We start from the raw sequence: 15,197 nt of genomic DNA on the forward strand, positions 1-15,197 counted from the left end.
TTGCCTGAGAGGGGATTGACGCATGAGCGAACCGTTTTCCGTGCCGGTGACCGTCCGCGGGTACGAGACGGACGTGCAGGGACACCTCAACCAGAGCGTGTACATCAACTACGCGGAGCACGCCCGCTGGTCGCTGCTCGAGGCCGCCGGGATCACCCAGGCCGGGCTCATCGGCAGCGGAGTGGGCCCGGTGGCTCTGGAGACCACCATCCGGTACCGGCGCGAACTGCTGGCGGGCGACGAGGTGGAGGTGACCTGCGCCTTCGAGTGGGGCGGGGGCAAGACGTTCCGCATACAGCAGACGATCCGCAAGAAGGACGGCACGGTGGCGGCCGAGATCACGGCGGTCGGCGGGATCATGGATCTCAAGGAGCGGCGACTGGTCGAGCAGCCCGTCGAGGTCTTCAAGGAACTGGCCGCCGACCCGGGCCTGTTCGGGCTGTAGCTCAGGCCGGCTCCGGTTCCCGCTCGGCGTCGTAGTGCGCCCGCGCCTCGGCGATGTAGACCCTGTTGCGCTCCGCCCAGTCGGTGAGGCGTTGCAGGGTCTCGTGCAAATCGCGGGCGACCGGGGTGAGTTCGTACTCCACCCGGGGCGGCACCGTGGGATGGACGGTGCGGGTGACAAGACCGTCGCGCTCCAGGTTGCGCAGGGTCAGGGTCAGCATGCGGCGGCTGATGCCCTCGATGCTGCGCTCCAACTCGGTGAAACGGATGGGCCCGTGGGCTGCGGCGACGAGGATCTGCACGCTCCATTTGCCGGAGACCCTGTCAAGAACTTCCCGCACCGGACACGCGTGCGCGTTCACGACCTGCACGGTTACACCGGTGTTCCTCTGGGACATCGAACTGCCTCCTTACACCGCTCTCCATGGTCACTGACGATGTTGCCCGTTACAAGTCGTGCACCAAAGCCAGTTGCCGGAATCCATGGAGAACGCGGAGGCCACGCCCGCCATGACAACCGTCGCCGAAACCCCGACACCAGCGCCGCACCGAACGTACTCCCGCTGGACGGCCCTGGTCGTCCTGTGCGCGGGGACACTCATGACGATCCTGGACGGCAACATCGTCACGGTCGCCATGCCGGCCGTCCAGAGCGACCTCGGCTTCTCCGGGCCGGGCCTCGCCTGGGTGGTCAACGCCTATCTGATCCCGTTCGGGGGCCTGCTGTTGCTGGTGGGCCGGCTGGGCGACCTGGTCGGGCGCAAGCGGATGTTCGCGGCGGGGCTCGCCGTGTTCACGGCGGCGTCCGTGCTGTGCGGGGTGGCCACCGGCCAGGGCACGCTGATCGCGGCGCGTGCCCTGCAGGGCGTCGGCGGGGCGATGACCTCGGCGGTGGTGCTCGGCATGCTGGTCGCGCTGTTCCCCGAGCCTCGTGAACAGGCCCGTGCGATCGCGGTGTTCAGCGCGGTGGGCGCGGGAGGCGGGGCGCTGGGCACGTTCCTCGGCGGGGCGCTGACGCAGGCACTGAACTGGCACTGGATCTTCCTGATCAACCTGCCGATCGGGATCGTCGCCCTGGTGGCGGCGATTCGGGTGCTCGCTCCGGAGGCCGGCGAAGGGCTCGGCCGGGGCGCGGACTACCCGGGGGCCGCGCTGGTGACGGGGGCGCTGATGCTGACGGTGTACGTGATCGTCGGGTCCGGTGACCGCGGGCCGGCCACCACGCCGGCGTTGGCCCTGGCCGCCGTCGCCCTGTTCACGGCGTTCACCCTGCGCCAGGCCCGTGCCGCCCGTCCCCTGCTGCGGCTCCGGCTGTTCGGTTCCCGACTGCTGTCCGGCGCGAACGCCGTGCAGATCCTGATGATCGCCACCATGTACGGCTTCCAGTTCCTGGGTGCGCTGTATGTCCAACGCGTCCTCGGCTTCGGCGAGTTGCTCACCGGCACGGCGTTCCTGCCGGCGCCGGTCGTGATCGGGCTGCTGATGCTGGGGCTGTCGGCGCGGACCATCGGGCGGTTCGGCCCGTACCGGGTCCTGCTGGCGGGGCTCGGCCTCATCGTCGCCGGGATGGCCCTGCTGAGCCGTGCGCCGGCCGACGGCTCGTACGTCGCGGACGTTCTTCCGCCGCTGCTGTTGCTGTCCGTCGGGTTCGCCGCGGCCATGCCCGCGCTGACCGGGCTCGCCATGTCGGGAGCGCGGGAGGAGGACGCGGGGCTGGCGTCCGGGTTGTTCAACACCACGCAGGTGGTGGGGGGTTCGCTGGGGCTGGCGGTGCTGTCGGTGCTGGCGGCGGGTCGGACGGAGGGGCTGCTGGCCGACGGGGTCGAGGTGGTCTCGGCGACGGCGGAGGGATATCAGCTGGCGTTCCGGGTGGGAGCGGGGATCGCGGTGGGGGCGTTGGTCTTGGCTGCGGTGGTGCTCCGGCCGCGAGGGAAGGTCTGAGCCGCCTTCGCCTGTACCTCGTTGTGCCGTGTCGCGGCTGCGGGTACATCGCGGCTGGTCACCAGTACCCGGCAGGTGCCGTGACTGCACCCACCAGGGGCGCTGGGAACTGCGCGACCAGCCCCCACCGCCCCGCAGCCGACGCACAACCGTCAGCCTCCACCCCCACCGAACGCCCCCTTGTGGTCCTGGGCCCACTCCCGATACGTCCGCGCCGGACGCCCCAGCACCTCCTCCACGTCCCTGGTGACCACCGCGTTGCCGCCCTCGGCCACGAAGCGGACGCTGCGCAGCATCCCCTCCGCGGACTCCTCGCTCCAGCCCGAGGCGAGCAGCAGTTCACGCGTCTGGGACGGGGTCAGGTCACGGAGTTCCACCCGGCCGCCGAGCACCTCCCCCAGCGCGGCCGCCTGGTCGTGGGGGCTGAGCGTCTCGGGGCCGGTCAGGGTGTACGTCCGCCCCACGTGCCCCGGACCCACCAGTGCCGCGACCGCGATCTCGGCGACATCGCGCGGGTCCACGACCCCCTGCCGGCCCGTTCCCAGCATGTTCGGGACCGGCTCACCAGAGCGGAGCGCATCGGCCCAGCTCAAGGTGTTCGACGCGAAGGACGACGGCCGCAGGATCACCCACTCCAGGCCGCTGTCCCGGACCGCCTCCTCGCCGTGTCCGTGCGCGATGCCGCCCAGACCCGTCCTGGGATCCCCCGCGCTGATCGCGGAGAGCTTCACCACTCGCCGTACGCCCGCCGCCCGGGCCGCCCGCACCATCCCCCCGTCGGTGTCGGCGTCCTCCGGGCCGAACACGCCGACGAGGAGGGCGGCGTCGGCGCCCGCCATGGCCGCTGCCACGGAGTCGAGGTCGCGAGGGTGACCCCCGACCGCCTCCACCCCGGGCGGCAGCCGGTCCCCGCCAGGGTCCCGCGTGAGCGCGCGCACCTTCTCGCCGCGCGCCACGAGCCGTCGTACGACATCGCTTCCGATGGTGCCCGTGGCACCCGTGACCAGGATCATGGCCACCACGATGGGTGCCGCACCGGCCCGGCCGATAGGAAATTCCGGCACGTTTCGCGCGCCCGGACCCCCCGCCTCCGCGCTTACGGTGGAGGCGTGACCAACTCCGTTTCCGAGCACGCCCGGCGCACCCCCGATGCGCCGGGTCCGTGGATCGCCGGGATCGGGGCCCTGGCCGTGGAAACGGATCCGCGGGAGCCGTTCGTCCAGTTGCCGGACCCCTCGACCAAGGTGATCGTTCGCAGCGAGGCGCGGGGCCGGCCGACCCTGCTGGTGTCGGGACCGCGCGTCCGGGCCACGTACTACCGGGGCAAGACAGACGTGTCCTGCGTGGAGGTGCGCCTCGCGCCCGGCACGACCCGCGCGCTGCTGGGCGTCCCCGCGGTCGACCTCGTCGGGCGGATCGTGCCGCTGAGCGCGCTGCCGGGGCCCACCGCGCGGCGACTGGCGTACGAGCTCGGGCAGCTGGAGCCCGAGGACGTGGTCGCCCGGCTCGCGGACGTCCTTCCGGACCGGCTGCCCACCGCGGCCGACCGGGCACGCGCCGAACTGCTGCGGGCCGCGGTCGCCGCGCTGTCGGTCCGCTCGGGTCACCCACCCGGTCAGGTCAGCGAGGTTGCTCGTGAACTCGCCGTCAGCGAGCGCCAGTTACGCAACCTGTTCAGCGACGGTGTCGGGCTCTCGCCCAAGCACTACGCCCGCATCGACCGCGTCCGCGCGGTGCTGGCCCACGCCTCCGAGCTGGCCTCCGCCGAACTGGCCGCCGTCACCGGCTACTACGACCAGTCCCACATGACGTCCGACTTCCGCACCCTGATGGGCGTCCCGCCGCGCTCGTACCTCACCGGACGGCTTCCCGCTCCCCGCTCCTGCCAGACGATCGACAGCCTGTGATGCGATTTCGCAGAACCGCCGCCCGCCGCACCCTGCTCGCCGCCCTCGGAGCCGGAGTGCTGAGCTCCCGGTGGCCGTCCGCCGGGGCCGCGGGCCCGACCGGGCTCGACGACCCGGTCAAGAAGGACCTCGCGATGCGGCTGGTGTCCAGTGCGGAGAACTCCTCGCTGGACTGGCAGGCGCAGTACGCCTACCTCGAGGACATCGGGGACGGCCGCGGCTACACCGCCGGCATCATCGGTTTCTGCTCCGGTACGAGCGACATGCTGGCGCTGGTCGAGCTGTACACGCAGCGGGTCCCCGACAACCCGCTGGCCCCGTATCTGCCCGCCCTGCGCGCGGTGGACGGCACCGACTCGCACGACGGGCTGGACCCGGGGTTTCCGGCGGCCTGGCGGGAAGCGGCGCAGACATCCGCGTTCCGCCAGGCACAGCGGGACGAGCGGGACCGCGGCTACTTCGACCCGGCGGTCGCGCGTGCCAAGAAGGACGGTCTCGGCACGCTCGGCCAGTTCGTCTACTACGACGCGATGGTCATGCACGGCCCCGGCACCGACGCCCTGAGCTTCGGCGGCATCCGCGACCGGGCCCGGCGGGGTGCGGCCACCCCGGCGGACGGCGGTGCCCAGACCGCCTACCTGCACGCCTTCCTGGACGCCCGGGTGTGGGCGATGAAGCAGGAGGCGGCGCACAGTGACGTCAGCCGGGTCGAGACGGCCCAGCGGGTCTTCCTGGAACAGGGCAATCTCGACCTGGACCCGCCGCTCAAGTGGAAGGTGTACGGGGACAGTTACGAGATCGGCTGAGCGGGGACGGCCTCCATGGGGTGGGTGACCTCGCGTGCGTCCTCGCCTCGGCCGAGGTGGTTGAAGACCAGGTTCAGCGCCACCGCGGCGACGCAGCCTGTCGAGATCCCCGAGTCCAGGACGATCCTCGCGGTCTCGGGGAAGGCGTGGTAGAACTCCGGCGCGGTGATCGGGATGATGCCGACGGCCAGCGACACGGCGACGATCAGGACGTTGTTGTCCTTGTCCAGGCCCGCCCTGACCAGGGTCTGGATGCCGCTGGCGGCCACCGAGCCGAACAGGACGACTCCGGCGCCGCCGAGCACCGGGCGCGGGACGACGGCGATGAGCGAGGCGGCCATGGGGCACAGGCCCATCAGCACCAGGAAGGCGCCGCCGGTGGCGACGACGTAGCGGCTGCGGATCCTCGTCATCGCCACGAGGCCGATGTTCTGGGCGAAGGCGCTGCACATGAAGCCGTTGAAGAGGGGGCTGAGCGCCGAGCCGAGAGTGTCGGCACGCAGGCCCGCGGCGATGGTCCGTTCGTCGGCCGGGCGCTCGACGATCTCGCCCAACGCCAGCATGTCCGCGGTGGATTCGGTCATGGAGACCACCATCACCACGCACAGCGAGAGGATCGCGGCGAGCTGGAACTGCGGGGCGCCGAAGTGGAAGGGGGTAGGGAAGCCGACGACGGCCGCGTCGGTGACGGGCCCGAAGTCCGTCGCGCCGAAGGGGATCGCGAGGAGTGTGCCGGTGACCAGGCCGAGCAGTACGGCGATCTGCTTGACGAAGCCTCGGGTGAAACGTCGTAGGACGAGCACGATCCCGAGCGTCGCCGCGGCCAGGCCCAGGTTGGTCGTAGAGCCGTAGTCGCGCGCCGCGGGGTCGGGGCCCTGTGCCCAGCCGAAGGCGACCGGCAGGAGCGAGACGCCTATCAGGGTGATGACGGTCCCGGTGACGACCGGCGGGAAGAAGCGGATCGCCTTGCTGAAGAAGGGGGCGGCGAGGAAGCCGAGGAGTCCGGCGACGATCACCGCGCCGAAGATGACGGGCAGGGCGTCGGACTTGTCGTCCATGGAGGCGACGACGGCGGTCATGGGGGCCACGCCCGCGAAGGTGACGCCGTTGACGAAGGGCAGCCGGGCGCCGATCTTCCAGATGCCGAGGGTCTGCAGGAAGGTGGCGAGGCCCGCGGTGAACAGGCAGGCGCCGGTGAGGAAGGTGAGGTCGGCGGCGGAGAGGCCGATGGCCGCGCCGACGATCAGGGGCGGGGCGACGACTCCGGCGTACATGGCGGCCACGTGCTGGAGGCCGGTGGTCGCCATCTTCAGGGCGGGGAGCTTTTCGTCGACGGGGTGGACTGACACTGCGGCTCGCCTCCGGGCGGTTACACGGCTGCCGAAAGGCGGTGCCGTGGGTTTCATGGAGGTGGTGCGAGTGGTCGTGCGGGACCGGGAACGGAGACCGTTCCGGGGCGCGTGCGTCCAACACGCGCCCCGGGCACGGCCGCCATGGAACCCGGCGTGCGGGGTCCACGGCTGCCGGCCGGGAGCCGTCCCTCCCGACCGGAGTTCTGGTGAAGTGGTCAGCCCTGCGCGGCGATCCGCGCGAGGCGCTGGGCCTGTTCCCGCGTGGAACGCGCGATGGCGTCCTCGTCGACATGCAACAGGCGGCTGTTCTCGACGATCTGACGGCCGTTCACGAAGGAGGCCGTGACGGGTGCCGCCGCGCCGAAGACCAGCGCGGTCACCGGGTCGGCGATCGAGGCGTGCGCGAGGGTGTCGAGCTTCCACAGCACCAGGTCGGCGAGCTTGCCCGCCTCCAGGGAACCGGTCTCCGCCGCGCGGCCCAGGACCTGGGCGCCGCCGTAGGTGCCCAGGCGCAGGGCCTGGCGGGCGTTGAGAGCCGCTTCCCGGTGGGCGCCGAGGCGGTTGATGAGCAGGGCGTTGCGCAGTTCGGTGTGGAGTTCGCCGGACTCGTTGGACGCCGTGCCGTCGACGCCGAGGCCGACCGGCACGCCGGCCGCGAGCATGTCCGGGACCCGGGCGATGCCCGCGGCCAGACGGGCGTTGGACGAGGGGCAGTGGGCCACACCCGTCTTGGTACGGGCGAAGGCGGCGATGTCGGAGTCGTTCATGTGGACGCAGTGCGCCATCCACACGTCCTCGCCGAGCCAGCCGGTGGACTCGAAGTAGTCGGTGGGCCCCATGCCGAACAGTTCCTTGCAGAACTGCTCCTCCTCGACGGTCTCCGAGCCGTGGGTGTGCAGCCGTACGCCGAGGCGGCGGGCCAACTCGGCGCCTTCACGCAGGAGTTCGGTGGAGACCGAGAAGGGCGAGCAGGGGGCGACGGCGACCTGGGTCATCGCGTCGAAGGAGGAGTCGTGGTGCTCCTTGACGGTCGCCTCGGTCGCGGCGAGGGCGCCCTCCAGGGTCTCGACCGCGAAGTCCGGGGGCAGGCCGCCGTCCTTCTCGCTGCGGTCCATGGAGCCGCGGGCGAGGGTGAAGCGGACACCCGTCTCGCGGGCGGCGCGGATGATCGCGCCGGACAGGTCGCCGGAGCCGGCGGGGAAGACGTAGTGGTGGTCCATGGCGGTGGTGACGCCGCCGCGAGCCATCATCGCGAGCGAGCCCTGCGCCGCCGCGTAGACCATCTGCTCGTCGATGCGCGCCCAGGTCGGGTAGAGGGCGACGAGCCAGTTGAAGAGGTTGTGGTCGGTGGCGAGGCCCCGGGTGATCCACTGGTAGTAGTGGTGGTGGGTGTTGACCAGGCCGGGGGTCACCAGGTGGCCGGTGGCGTCGATACGGCGGTCGACGTTCTCCAGGCCCTCGGGGGCCCTGCCCGCGCCGAGCGACTCGATGCGGTTGCCGGCGATGACCAGGTGCCCGGTGGCGTACTCCGTGTCGTCGGCGTCGACCGTCGCGATCGAACAGTTCTCGATGACGATGCGCTGGGCTGCTGCCATGATGCGTCTCCTTCACTGTGCGGAGTGGGCACGGCAGGACCCGGGGATTTGAGTGCCGCGGCCCGTACAGGCGGGCCGCGGGTGCCGCAATGGGAGTTGGTCAGAGGTTGGTGAGGTCCACCGGGATCCTCGGCTCGACGCCGTCCCGCAGGACGGTCGCCTCGATCAGGCCGTAGGGCCGGTCGGCGGCGAAGTACACCTCGTTGTCGTTCTTGAGGCCGAACGGCTCCAGGTCGACCAGGAAGTGGTGCTTGTTGGGCAGTGAGAAGCGGACCTCGTCGATCTCGCGGCGGTTCTCGATGATCCGCGAGCCCATCTGGTACAGGGTCTGCTGGAGCGAGAGCGAGTACGTCCCGGCGAAGGCCTGGAGCATGTGCTTCTTCACCTGCTCGTAGGACTCCTCCCAGTTGGGCATCTCCTGCTCGTCGTCGGACCAGTTGAAGCGCCAGCGGGCGGCGACCTGGGTGGCCAGGATGCGGTCGTACGCCTCGGGCAGGGTCGTGTACTTGTCCTTGACGTAGCCCCAGAACTCGGAGTTGGTCGAGTTCATCACCGTGAGGTCCTTGAGGCCGGAGACGACCTCCCAGGAGGAGCCGTCGTAGGTGACCTGGGTCAGGCGGGTCTCCTGGCCCTGGCGGACGAACGAGTGTGCGTCCTCGCCGGGCGTCCCGATCCGCTCCCAGGCGTACTCCTCGATGCGGATCCGCGCGGTCCTGATCGGCTCCTGACTCGTCACGAAGTGCCGGGCGAGGTGGATGCCGAACTGCTCGGCGGACTCGATGCCGTGCTCCTTGGCGAAGGCGTACACCGTGTTCTTGGTGGTGTCGGTCGGCAGCACGTTGGCGTTGGAGCCGGAGTAGTGGACCTCGTCCATGTCGCCGCTCAGCGACACCGAGACGTTGAGGTCCTTGATGTGATGGGTGGCGCCGTCCCGCGTGATCTTGACGACTCGGTTCTCGGCCTTGCCGTACTGGTTCTGTCCCAGAATGGTGGGCATCTCTAGCTAGCTCCCTCGGTATACGGAGTAGCCGAACGGGTTGAGCAGCAGCGGTACGTGGTAGTGCTCGCCCGGCTCGACGGCGAATGTGATCGCCACCTCCGGGAAGAACACACCGGCACCGCTGTCCCGATTCGCGGGGGCGTCCTGCTGCGCATCGGCTTGCTTCTTCAGGAAATACGGCTCCACGGCGAAGTCGAGCCGTACGTGGGTGGTCCCCTCCGGCAGCGCCGGCAGGTCCTTGCACCGCCCGTCCGCGTCGGTCGCGGAACCCCCGAGCGCCTGCCATTCAGCGTCCCGTCCGGCGCGGGCCGCGATCTGGACGGGGACGCCCTCGGCGGGGCGGCCGAGGCTGGTGTCCAGGATGTGCGTGGACACCGAGGCGGTGGTGCTGGTGCTCATGCTGCTCAGTCCTCTTCGACGATACGGGCGAGCCGGATACGGTTGATCTTGCCCAGCTCGGTGCGGACGATCTCGCGCTCCCGCTCCGGCGAGTTGCCGATCCGTTCCTCTACCGCGTCGCGCATCTGCTCGGCGGTGCGGCCGGTCGCGCAGATCAGGAAGACATGGCCGAACCTCTCCTGGTACGCCAGGTTCAGTTCCAGCATCTGCGCCCTGAGCTCCGCGGAGGCGCCGGCCATGCCGCGCTGCTCGCGGGCGGAGGTCGGGTCGCCGGGCTTGGGGCGGCCGATCGGGGGGTGCCCGGCCATCGCCTCGGCGAGGTCGTCGGCGGTCAGCTCGGCCATGGCGGCCTCGCTGGTGGCGTAGAGGTCTTCCGCGGTCGCGTAGGGGCGGGCGGCGAGCAGCCGACGAGCCCACGCCGTCGAGGCGCACGCCTCGAGGAGGACCGCGTGGGCCGCGTGCTCCTCGAGGACGTTGAACCGGGCCAGGCCGGGGGACGTGGAAGTCGAAGTCACGGGAGTCAGCTAACGCCCCGACGCGACATCACGTCAACACTTTGTTGAAAATTCGCGGTTACGAAACCCGCCGGGGTCCGCAGCCTACGTTTTGTCCCGGTTCAGGTAGTTGTAGACCGTGAAGCGGCTCACCCCGAGGGCGCTCGCCACGGTCTCCACGCCGTGTCGTACGGAGAAGGCGCCGCGCGCCTCCAGTATGCGTACGACCTCCTGCTTGGCCTTGCGGTCGAGGTCGGCGAGCGGCTTGCCCTGCTTGCGCTCCATGGCGGCCAGGATGTGATCGAGCGAGTCCGCGAGCTGCGGCAGCCGTACGGCGACCACGTCGGCACCCTCCCAGGAGAGCACGACGTCGTCGGGGCCGGCCTCGTCGGGCGGGACCATCTCGCCGCCCATGGCGTCGATCAGCGGCTTGACCGCCGCGACGAACGGCTCGTCGGTGCTCACGCGCCGGCCTCCCCGACCACGTTCACCTGGAGGGAGATCCGGGTGGCACCGGAGGCCAGGGTCCGGCGCAGCAGGGCATCCACGGCACCGAGCACCTCGTCGGCGCCGCCTTCGGCCGTGTTGCCGAACGGGCCGACGTCCACCGCGTCCAGCTCGGCGGCCTCGATGACCTCGCGGGCCACCAGCGCGTGCGCCGGGGCCTCGTCGAGGTCGAAGGGTTCGGTCGTGAACTCCACTCTCAATCGCACGCGCACAACCTAACCCGCGGTGCCGTTTTCCGTCGGGCCCTCTTGACAACGCCTTCGACCCGACGGCAATCTTCCAATAAGCAGAAACTAACTTCCATATTACGGAAATACTCCACACGGAAGGGAGCGCCGCATGGGATTCGCAGAGCAGCGCTTCAACGTCAACCTGTCGATCCTCTTCACGGAACTCCCGCTCCTGGAGCGCCCCGCGGCGGCCGCCGCGGCCGGCTTCACCGCGGTCGAGCTGTGGTGGCCCTGGATCGACACCCCCACCCCCGGGCGGTCCGAGCTCGATGCCCTGAAGAAGGCGATCGAGGACGCGGGCGTCCGGCTCACGGGCCTGAACTTCTACGCCGGCCGGCTGCCGGGCCCCGACCGCGGCGCCCTGTCCCTGCCGGGCGAGGAGTCGCAGCGGTTCCGCGCCAACGTCGACGTGGCCGCCGACTTCGCCGGATCGCTCGGCGCCACCGCGCTCAACGCCCTGTACGGCAACCGCGTCGACGGCGTGGACCCGGCCGAGCAGGACGCGCTCGCGCTGGAGAACCTGGTCCTCGCGGCCCGCGCGGCCGACCGGATCGGCGCGATCCTCCTGATCGAGGCCCTCAACAAGCCCGAGTCGCCGCGGTATCCGCTGGTGAGCGCGCCCGCGGCGGTGGGGATCGTCGACAAGGTCAACGCCGCGACCGGCCTCGGCAACGCGAAGTTCCTGATGGACCTCTACCACCTGTCGATGAACGGCGAGGACCTGCCGGCGGTGATCGAGGAGTTCGCCCCGAAGACCGGCCATGTGCAGATCGCCGACAACCCCGGTCGCGGCGCGCCCGGTACCGGCTCACTCCCCCTCGAAGACCTCCTCGACCAGCTGCAGAAGGCGGGCTACGACGGCTGGGTCGGCCTCGAGTACAAGCCGGGCGACCGCCCGAGCGCCGAGGCCTTCGACTGGCTGCCCCGCTGACCCCCTTCCCGGAAAGGCACCCCCGACCATGAGCAACCTCCCCAAGATCGCCTGGATAGGCCTCGGCATCATGGGCTCCCCCATGTCCGAGAACCTGGTCAAGGCGGGTTACGACGTCACCGGTTTCACCCTCGAACGGGACAAGCTGGACCGGCTGGCCGCCGCCGGTGGCACCGCCGCCGGTTCGATCGCCGAGGCCGTCCGGGACGCCGACGTGATCATCACGATGGTGCCCGCCTCCCCGCAGGTCGAGGCCATCGCGTACGGCCCCGAGGGCATCCTGGAGAACGCCCGCTCCGGCGCCCTGCTGATCGACATGTCCTCGATCACCCCGCAGACCTCGGTCGACCTGGCGAAGGCGGCGAAGGAGAAGGGCATCCGCGTCCTGGACGCACCCGTGTCCGGCGGTGAGGCCGGTGCGATCGAGGCCGTCCTGTCCATCATGGTCGGCGGTGAGCAGGCCGACTTCGACGAGGCCGAGCCGGTCTTCGAGGCACTCGGCAAGACCATCGTGCTGTGCGGTCCGCACGGCTCGGGCCAGACGGTGAAGGCCGCGAACCAGCTGATCGTCGCCGTGAACATCCAGGCGTGCGCCGAGGCCGTGGTCTTCCTGGAGAAGTCGGGCGTGGACCTCAAGGCCGCCCTCGACGTCCTGGGCGGCGGTCTCGCCGGCTCGACGGTACTGACGCGCAAGAAGGACAACTTCCTCCAGCGCGACTTCAAGCCGGGTTTCCGGATCGACCTGCACCACAAGGACATGGGCATCGTCACCGACGCCGCCCGCAACGTCGGGGCGGCCCTGCCGGTCGGCGCAGTGGTCGCCCAGCTGGTCGCCAGCCTGCGTGCGCAGGGCGACGGGGCTCTGGACCACTCGGCACTGCTGCGTGCGGTCGAGCGGCTGTCCGGCGCCCAGGTCTGACCTCCGCTCCCCAAGACTCCGGGCGGCGCCGCCGCTGACATCTGTCCTGTCGCGCCCAGGCGACGGCGCCGCCCGGAAACCACTCCACCGGTACGACCGCGTGGAGAACCGAGACTCCCTGACCGCACCCGACGCGCCCGGCGACCCGGATGAGGGGTGTCGCCCGGTACCGGGTGCGGTCGGGGGAGGACCGCGGCGGCGTGCGAGCCAGTGCGGTGGTGAAGGTCCCGGACGCTCCTTCTTCGACCTGAGGGAAGGAGCGCGCCCCGGTTCCGTCGCCGCCGCCGCGGTCCCGGCAAGGCCGGCAGGAACACAGAGCGCCGGATACGGACGATCCCGTATCCGGCGCTCCGCCGCGTTCCCGGGGTGCGGAGCGCCGCGGATCGCAGGACTCTGAAGGCATGGCAGGACATCCAGCACAGCATCCGCATGTCGTGGTGCACGCCCCGGCCCTGGACGGTTCCCGGCGGGTCACCGCGAACGACGACAACCTCGGCGTCGCCTCACACCTGGACGACGTCGTGGAGTTGCTCCGGCTCGCCGACCTGGACCGGATCGAGGTCGAGGACGACGACATCGTGGAGTGGCAGGGCGGCGGTCCGGACGACTGGCCGGGACTGTCCGAGCACCACGAGCGGTGAGCGGGCGTACCGCAGCGGTCGTAGGTCGGCTACGGAATCCTCAAATCAACCTCTGAACCTGATTCAGGGGCTTCTGCCGGACCCGTTCCGGGCGCATTCTCATCACACGAGGTTCGCCGGCACGGGGGCGGCGGGCATCGCGACGGGGGACGGCTTCGGGGGAGCCGGGCACGGGAAAGGGCGGTCCGACCTTCACGGTGGGACCGCCCTTCAGCTGTGCGCGGGGTCAGACCTTCAGCGGCTTGATCGACGTCGGCGCGTGGGCCGGCTCCGTCGCGGTCTCCTCGAACTCGACCACGTTGGAGATGTCGTTCGTCGTCGACATCGAGATGTTGGTGACCCGCTCCAGGATGGCCTCGACGACGACCGGGACCCGGAACTCGGCGGCGAGCTTCTTCGCCTGCTCCAGGGCCGCGCCCAGCTCCGCCGGATCGGTCACCCGGATCGCCTTGCAGCCCAGGCCCTCGGCGACCTTGACGTGGTCGACGCCGTAGACGCCCAGTTCCGGGGAGTTGACGTTCTCGAACTCCAGGTTGACCTGGAAGTCGATGTCGAAGGCGCGCTGGGCCTGGCGGATCAGGCCCAGGTAGGAGTTGTTCACGAGGACGTGGATGTACGGGATCCGGTGCTGGGCCCCGACGGCCAGCTCCTCGATCATGAACTGGAAGTCGTAGTCCCCGGAGAGGGCGACGACCTGTGCCTCCGGGTCGGCCTTGGCGACACCCAGCGCAGCCGGGATCGTCCAGCCGAGCGGGCCCGCCTGACCGCAGTTGATCCAGTGCCGGGGCCTGAAGACGTGCAGCATCTGGGCGCCGGCGATCTGGGAGAGGCCGATCGTGGAGACGTACCGGGTCTCCGGGCCGAAGGCCTTGTTCATCTCCTCGTAGACGCGCTGCGGCTTGATGGGGATGTCGTCGAAGTGCGTACGGCGCTGGAGGGTCGCCTTCTTCTCCTGCGCCGAGGCCGCCCAGGCCGAGCGGTCGGGGAGCCAGCCCGCCGCCTTCAACTCCCTTGCCACCTCGACGAAGAGCTCCAGGGCCGCCTTGGCGTCGGAGGCGATGCCGTAGTCCGGTGCGAAGATCCTGCCGATCTGGGTGGGCTCCACATCGACGTGGACGAACGTCCGGCCGGCCGTGTAGACGTCCAGCTTGCCGGTGTGGCGGTTGGCCCAGCGGTTGCCGATGCCGAGGACGAAGTCGGACTCCAGGAAGGTGGCGTTGCCGTAGCGGTGGGAGGTCTGCAGGCCCACCATGCCGGCGTTCAGCTCGTGGTCGTCGGGCAGGACGCCCCAGCCCATGAGGGTCGGGACGACCGGGGTGCCGGTCAACTCGGCGAACTCGACGAGGAGTTCGGCCGCGTCGGCGTTGATGACACCGCCGCCGGCGACGATCAGCGGGCGGGCGGAGGCGTTGAGGAGACCGAGCGCCTTCTCGATCTGGGCGCGGCTCGCGGCGGGCTTGTAGACCGGGAGCGGTTGATAGGTCTCCGGGTCGAACTCGATCTCGGTCAGCTGGACGTCGATCGGCAGGTCGACGAGGACCGGGCCGGGGCGGCCGGAGCGCATGAGGTGGAAGGCCTGCTGGAAGACGCCGGGGACCTGGGCCGCCTCCAGGACGGTGACCGCCATCTTCGTCACCGGTCCCGCGATCGAGGCGATGTCGACGGCCTGGAAGTCCTCCTTGTGGATCACGGCGGTCGGGGCCTGGCCCGTGATGCACAGGATCGGGATCGAGTCGCCGGTCGCGGAGTACAGGCCGGTGATCATGTCGGTGCCGGCCGGCCCCGAGGTGCCGATGCAGACTCCGATGTTGCCCGGGTGGGTGCGGGTGTAACCCTCGGCCATGTGCGAGGCGCCCTCGACATGGCGGGCGAGGGTGTGGTGGATACCCCCGGATGCCTTGAGCGCGGCGTAGAAGGGGTTGATCGCCGCGCCGGGGACACCGAACGCGTCCGTGACACCTTCGCGCTTGAGGATCTCAACTGCCGCGCGGGCAGCGGTCATTCGAGCCATCGAGTACTCCTGCTTCGGCT

General features: G+C 70.5%; 17 protein-coding genes. 7 read left to right on the forward strand and 10 right to left on the reverse strand.

Annotation, left to right across the window (positions count from 1 at the left end; all coding sequences use genetic code 11):
• The first annotated feature begins 22 nt into the window (after positions 1 to 22).
• Positions 23 to 445 (forward strand): acyl-CoA thioesterase, encoded by a 423-nt coding sequence (locus ACZ39I_RS28970; RefSeq protein ID WP_467247633.1) that lies wholly within the window; start codon positions 23 to 25, stop codon positions 443 to 445.
• A gap of 1 nt (position 446) precedes the next feature.
• Here ACZ39I_RS28970 and ACZ39I_RS28975 read toward each other — a convergent pair whose 3' ends face one another.
• The gene (locus tag ACZ39I_RS28975; RefSeq protein ID WP_352381559.1) at positions 447 to 842 is read right to left on the reverse strand and encodes a winged helix-turn-helix transcriptional regulator; all 396 of its coding nucleotides are present in this window, start codon (positions 840 to 842) and stop codon (positions 447 to 449) included.
• A 112-nt stretch (positions 843 to 954) separates the two neighbouring features.
• On the opposite strand from ACZ39I_RS28975, the gene ACZ39I_RS28980 reads away from it, so the two are divergent.
• The gene (locus ACZ39I_RS28980) at positions 955 to 2,385 is read left to right on the forward strand and encodes an MFS transporter (protein WP_467248067.1); all 1,431 of its coding nucleotides are present in this window, start codon (positions 955 to 957) and stop codon (positions 2,383 to 2,385) included.
• A 152-nt stretch (positions 2,386 to 2,537) separates the two neighbouring features.
• On the opposite strand, the gene ACZ39I_RS28985 is transcribed toward ACZ39I_RS28980, so the two are convergent.
• Positions 2,538 to 3,407: an NAD(P)H-binding protein gene (locus ACZ39I_RS28985; protein ID WP_467248069.1), complete on the reverse strand. Its 870-nt coding sequence runs from the start codon at positions 3,405 to 3,407 to the stop codon at positions 2,538 to 2,540.
• Positions 3,408 to 3,494: 87 nt separating this feature from the next.
• Between ACZ39I_RS28985 and ACZ39I_RS28990 the strand changes: the two genes are divergently transcribed.
• Both ACZ39I_RS28990 and ACZ39I_RS28995 read left to right on the forward strand, forming a co-directional pair.
• Positions 3,495 to 4,292 carry a helix-turn-helix domain-containing protein gene (locus tag ACZ39I_RS28990; protein ID WP_467247634.1) on the forward strand — a complete coding sequence of 266 codons (798 nt, stop codon included), beginning with the start codon at positions 3,495 to 3,497 and terminating at the stop codon, positions 4,290 to 4,292.
• On the forward strand, positions 4,292 to 5,098 hold the full coding sequence (locus ACZ39I_RS28995; RefSeq protein WP_467247636.1) for a chitosanase: 807 nt from the start codon (positions 4,292 to 4,294) through the stop codon (positions 5,096 to 5,098). Before ACZ39I_RS28990 ends, ACZ39I_RS28995 begins: the two co-directional genes overlap by 1 nt.
• Here the strand turns inward: ACZ39I_RS28995 and ACZ39I_RS29000 are convergent.
• From ACZ39I_RS29000 to ACZ39I_RS29030, 7 genes are all read right to left on the reverse strand, one after another.
• Positions 5,083 to 6,447 carry a nucleobase:cation symporter-2 family protein gene (locus ACZ39I_RS29000; protein ID WP_467247637.1) on the reverse strand — a complete coding sequence of 455 codons (1,365 nt, stop codon included), beginning with the start codon at positions 6,445 to 6,447 and terminating at the stop codon, positions 5,083 to 5,085. The genes ACZ39I_RS28995 and ACZ39I_RS29000 overlap by 16 nt on opposite strands.
• A 218-nt stretch (positions 6,448 to 6,665) precedes the next feature.
• Positions 6,666 to 8,045, reverse strand: coding sequence for an 8-oxoguanine deaminase (locus ACZ39I_RS29005; protein ID WP_467247639.1), 1,380 nt, complete (start codon positions 8,043 to 8,045; stop codon positions 6,666 to 6,668).
• Positions 8,046 to 8,145: 100 nt separating this feature from the next.
• On the reverse strand, positions 8,146 to 9,042 hold the full coding sequence (gene pucL / locus ACZ39I_RS29010) for a factor-independent urate hydroxylase (RefSeq protein ID WP_467247640.1): 897 nt from the start codon (positions 9,040 to 9,042) through the stop codon (positions 8,146 to 8,148).
• A 6-nt stretch (positions 9,043 to 9,048) separates the two neighbouring features.
• Positions 9,049 to 9,444 carry a hydroxyisourate hydrolase gene (gene uraH, locus ACZ39I_RS29015; RefSeq protein WP_467247642.1) on the reverse strand — a complete coding sequence of 132 codons (396 nt, stop codon included), beginning with the start codon at positions 9,442 to 9,444 and terminating at the stop codon, positions 9,049 to 9,051.
• A 5-nt stretch (positions 9,445 to 9,449) separates the two neighbouring features.
• Positions 9,450 to 9,959 carry a 2-oxo-4-hydroxy-4-carboxy-5-ureidoimidazoline decarboxylase gene (uraD, locus tag ACZ39I_RS29020; RefSeq protein ID WP_467247643.1) on the reverse strand — a complete coding sequence of 170 codons (510 nt, stop codon included), beginning with the start codon at positions 9,957 to 9,959 and terminating at the stop codon, positions 9,450 to 9,452.
• Positions 9,960 to 10,043: 84 nt separating this feature from the next.
• On the reverse strand, positions 10,044 to 10,352 hold the full coding sequence (locus ACZ39I_RS29025) for a helix-turn-helix domain-containing protein (protein WP_451477220.1): 309 nt from the start codon (positions 10,350 to 10,352) through the stop codon (positions 10,044 to 10,046).
• Between the two features lie 47 nt (positions 10,353 to 10,399).
• Positions 10,400 to 10,651: a YkoF family thiamine-binding protein gene (locus ACZ39I_RS29030; protein WP_403665272.1), complete on the reverse strand. Its 252-nt coding sequence runs from the start codon at positions 10,649 to 10,651 to the stop codon at positions 10,400 to 10,402.
• 133 nt (positions 10,652 to 10,784) lie between these two features.
• Between ACZ39I_RS29030 and ACZ39I_RS29035 the strand changes: the two genes are divergently transcribed.
• From ACZ39I_RS29035 to ACZ39I_RS29045, 3 genes are all read left to right on the forward strand, one after another.
• The gene (locus ACZ39I_RS29035; RefSeq protein WP_467247645.1) at positions 10,785 to 11,606 is read left to right on the forward strand and encodes a TIM barrel protein; all 822 of its coding nucleotides are present in this window, start codon (positions 10,785 to 10,787) and stop codon (positions 11,604 to 11,606) included.
• Positions 11,607 to 11,634: 28 nt separating this feature from the next.
• Entirely contained in the window at positions 11,635 to 12,525 is an 891-nt protein-coding gene (locus tag ACZ39I_RS29040) for a 2-hydroxy-3-oxopropionate reductase (RefSeq protein WP_467247647.1), read from the forward strand.
• A 401-nt stretch (positions 12,526 to 12,926) separates the two neighbouring features.
• Positions 12,927 to 13,166, forward strand: a complete 240-nt coding sequence (locus ACZ39I_RS29045; protein ID WP_352381580.1) for a hypothetical protein — start codon at positions 12,927 to 12,929, stop codon at positions 13,164 to 13,166.
• Positions 13,167 to 13,392: 226 nt separating this feature from the next.
• Here the strand turns inward: ACZ39I_RS29045 and gcl are convergent, their stop codons facing one another.
• On the reverse strand, positions 13,393 to 15,177 hold the full coding sequence (gene gcl / locus ACZ39I_RS29050; RefSeq protein ID WP_467247649.1) for a glyoxylate carboligase: 1,785 nt from the start codon (positions 15,175 to 15,177) through the stop codon (positions 13,393 to 13,395).
• Positions 15,178 to 15,197 lie beyond the last annotated feature (20 nt).

The sequence above is a fragment of the Streptomyces sp. NPDC024687 genome (genome assembly GCF_055559055.1).

Coding starts and splice junctions, on each gene's coding strand:
- ACZ39I_RS28970 (WP_467247633.1), top strand. CDS start 23: ATGAGCGAACCGTTTTCCGTGCCGGTGACCGTCCGCGGGTACGAGACG.
- ACZ39I_RS28975 (WP_352381559.1), bottom strand. CDS start 842: ATGTCCCAGAGGAACACCGGTGTAACCGTGCAGGTCGTGAACGCGCAC.
- ACZ39I_RS28980 (WP_467248067.1), top strand. CDS start 955: ATGACAACCGTCGCCGAAACCCCGACACCAGCGCCGCACCGAACGTAC.
- ACZ39I_RS28995 (WP_467247636.1), top strand. CDS start 4,292: ATGCGATTTCGCAGAACCGCCGCCCGCCGCACCCTGCTCGCCGCCCTC.
- ACZ39I_RS29005 (WP_467247639.1), bottom strand. CDS start 8,045: ATGGCAGCAGCCCAGCGCATCGTCATCGAGAACTGTTCGATCGCGACG.
- pucL (WP_467247640.1), bottom strand. CDS start 9,042: ATGCCCACCATTCTGGGACAGAACCAGTACGGCAAGGCCGAGAACCGA.
- uraH (WP_467247642.1), bottom strand. CDS start 9,444: ATGAGCACCAGCACCACCGCCTCGGTGTCCACGCACATCCTGGACACC.
- ACZ39I_RS29025 (WP_451477220.1), bottom strand. CDS start 10,352: ATGGGCGGCGAGATGGTCCCGCCCGACGAGGCCGGCCCCGACGACGTC.
- ACZ39I_RS29035 (WP_467247645.1), top strand. CDS start 10,785: ATGGGATTCGCAGAGCAGCGCTTCAACGTCAACCTGTCGATCCTCTTC.
- ACZ39I_RS29040 (WP_467247647.1), top strand. CDS start 11,635: ATGAGCAACCTCCCCAAGATCGCCTGGATAGGCCTCGGCATCATGGGC.
- ACZ39I_RS29045 (WP_352381580.1), top strand. CDS start 12,927: ATGGCAGGACATCCAGCACAGCATCCGCATGTCGTGGTGCACGCCCCG.
- gcl (WP_467247649.1), bottom strand. CDS start 15,177: ATGGCTCGAATGACCGCTGCCCGCGCGGCAGTTGAGATCCTCAAGCGC.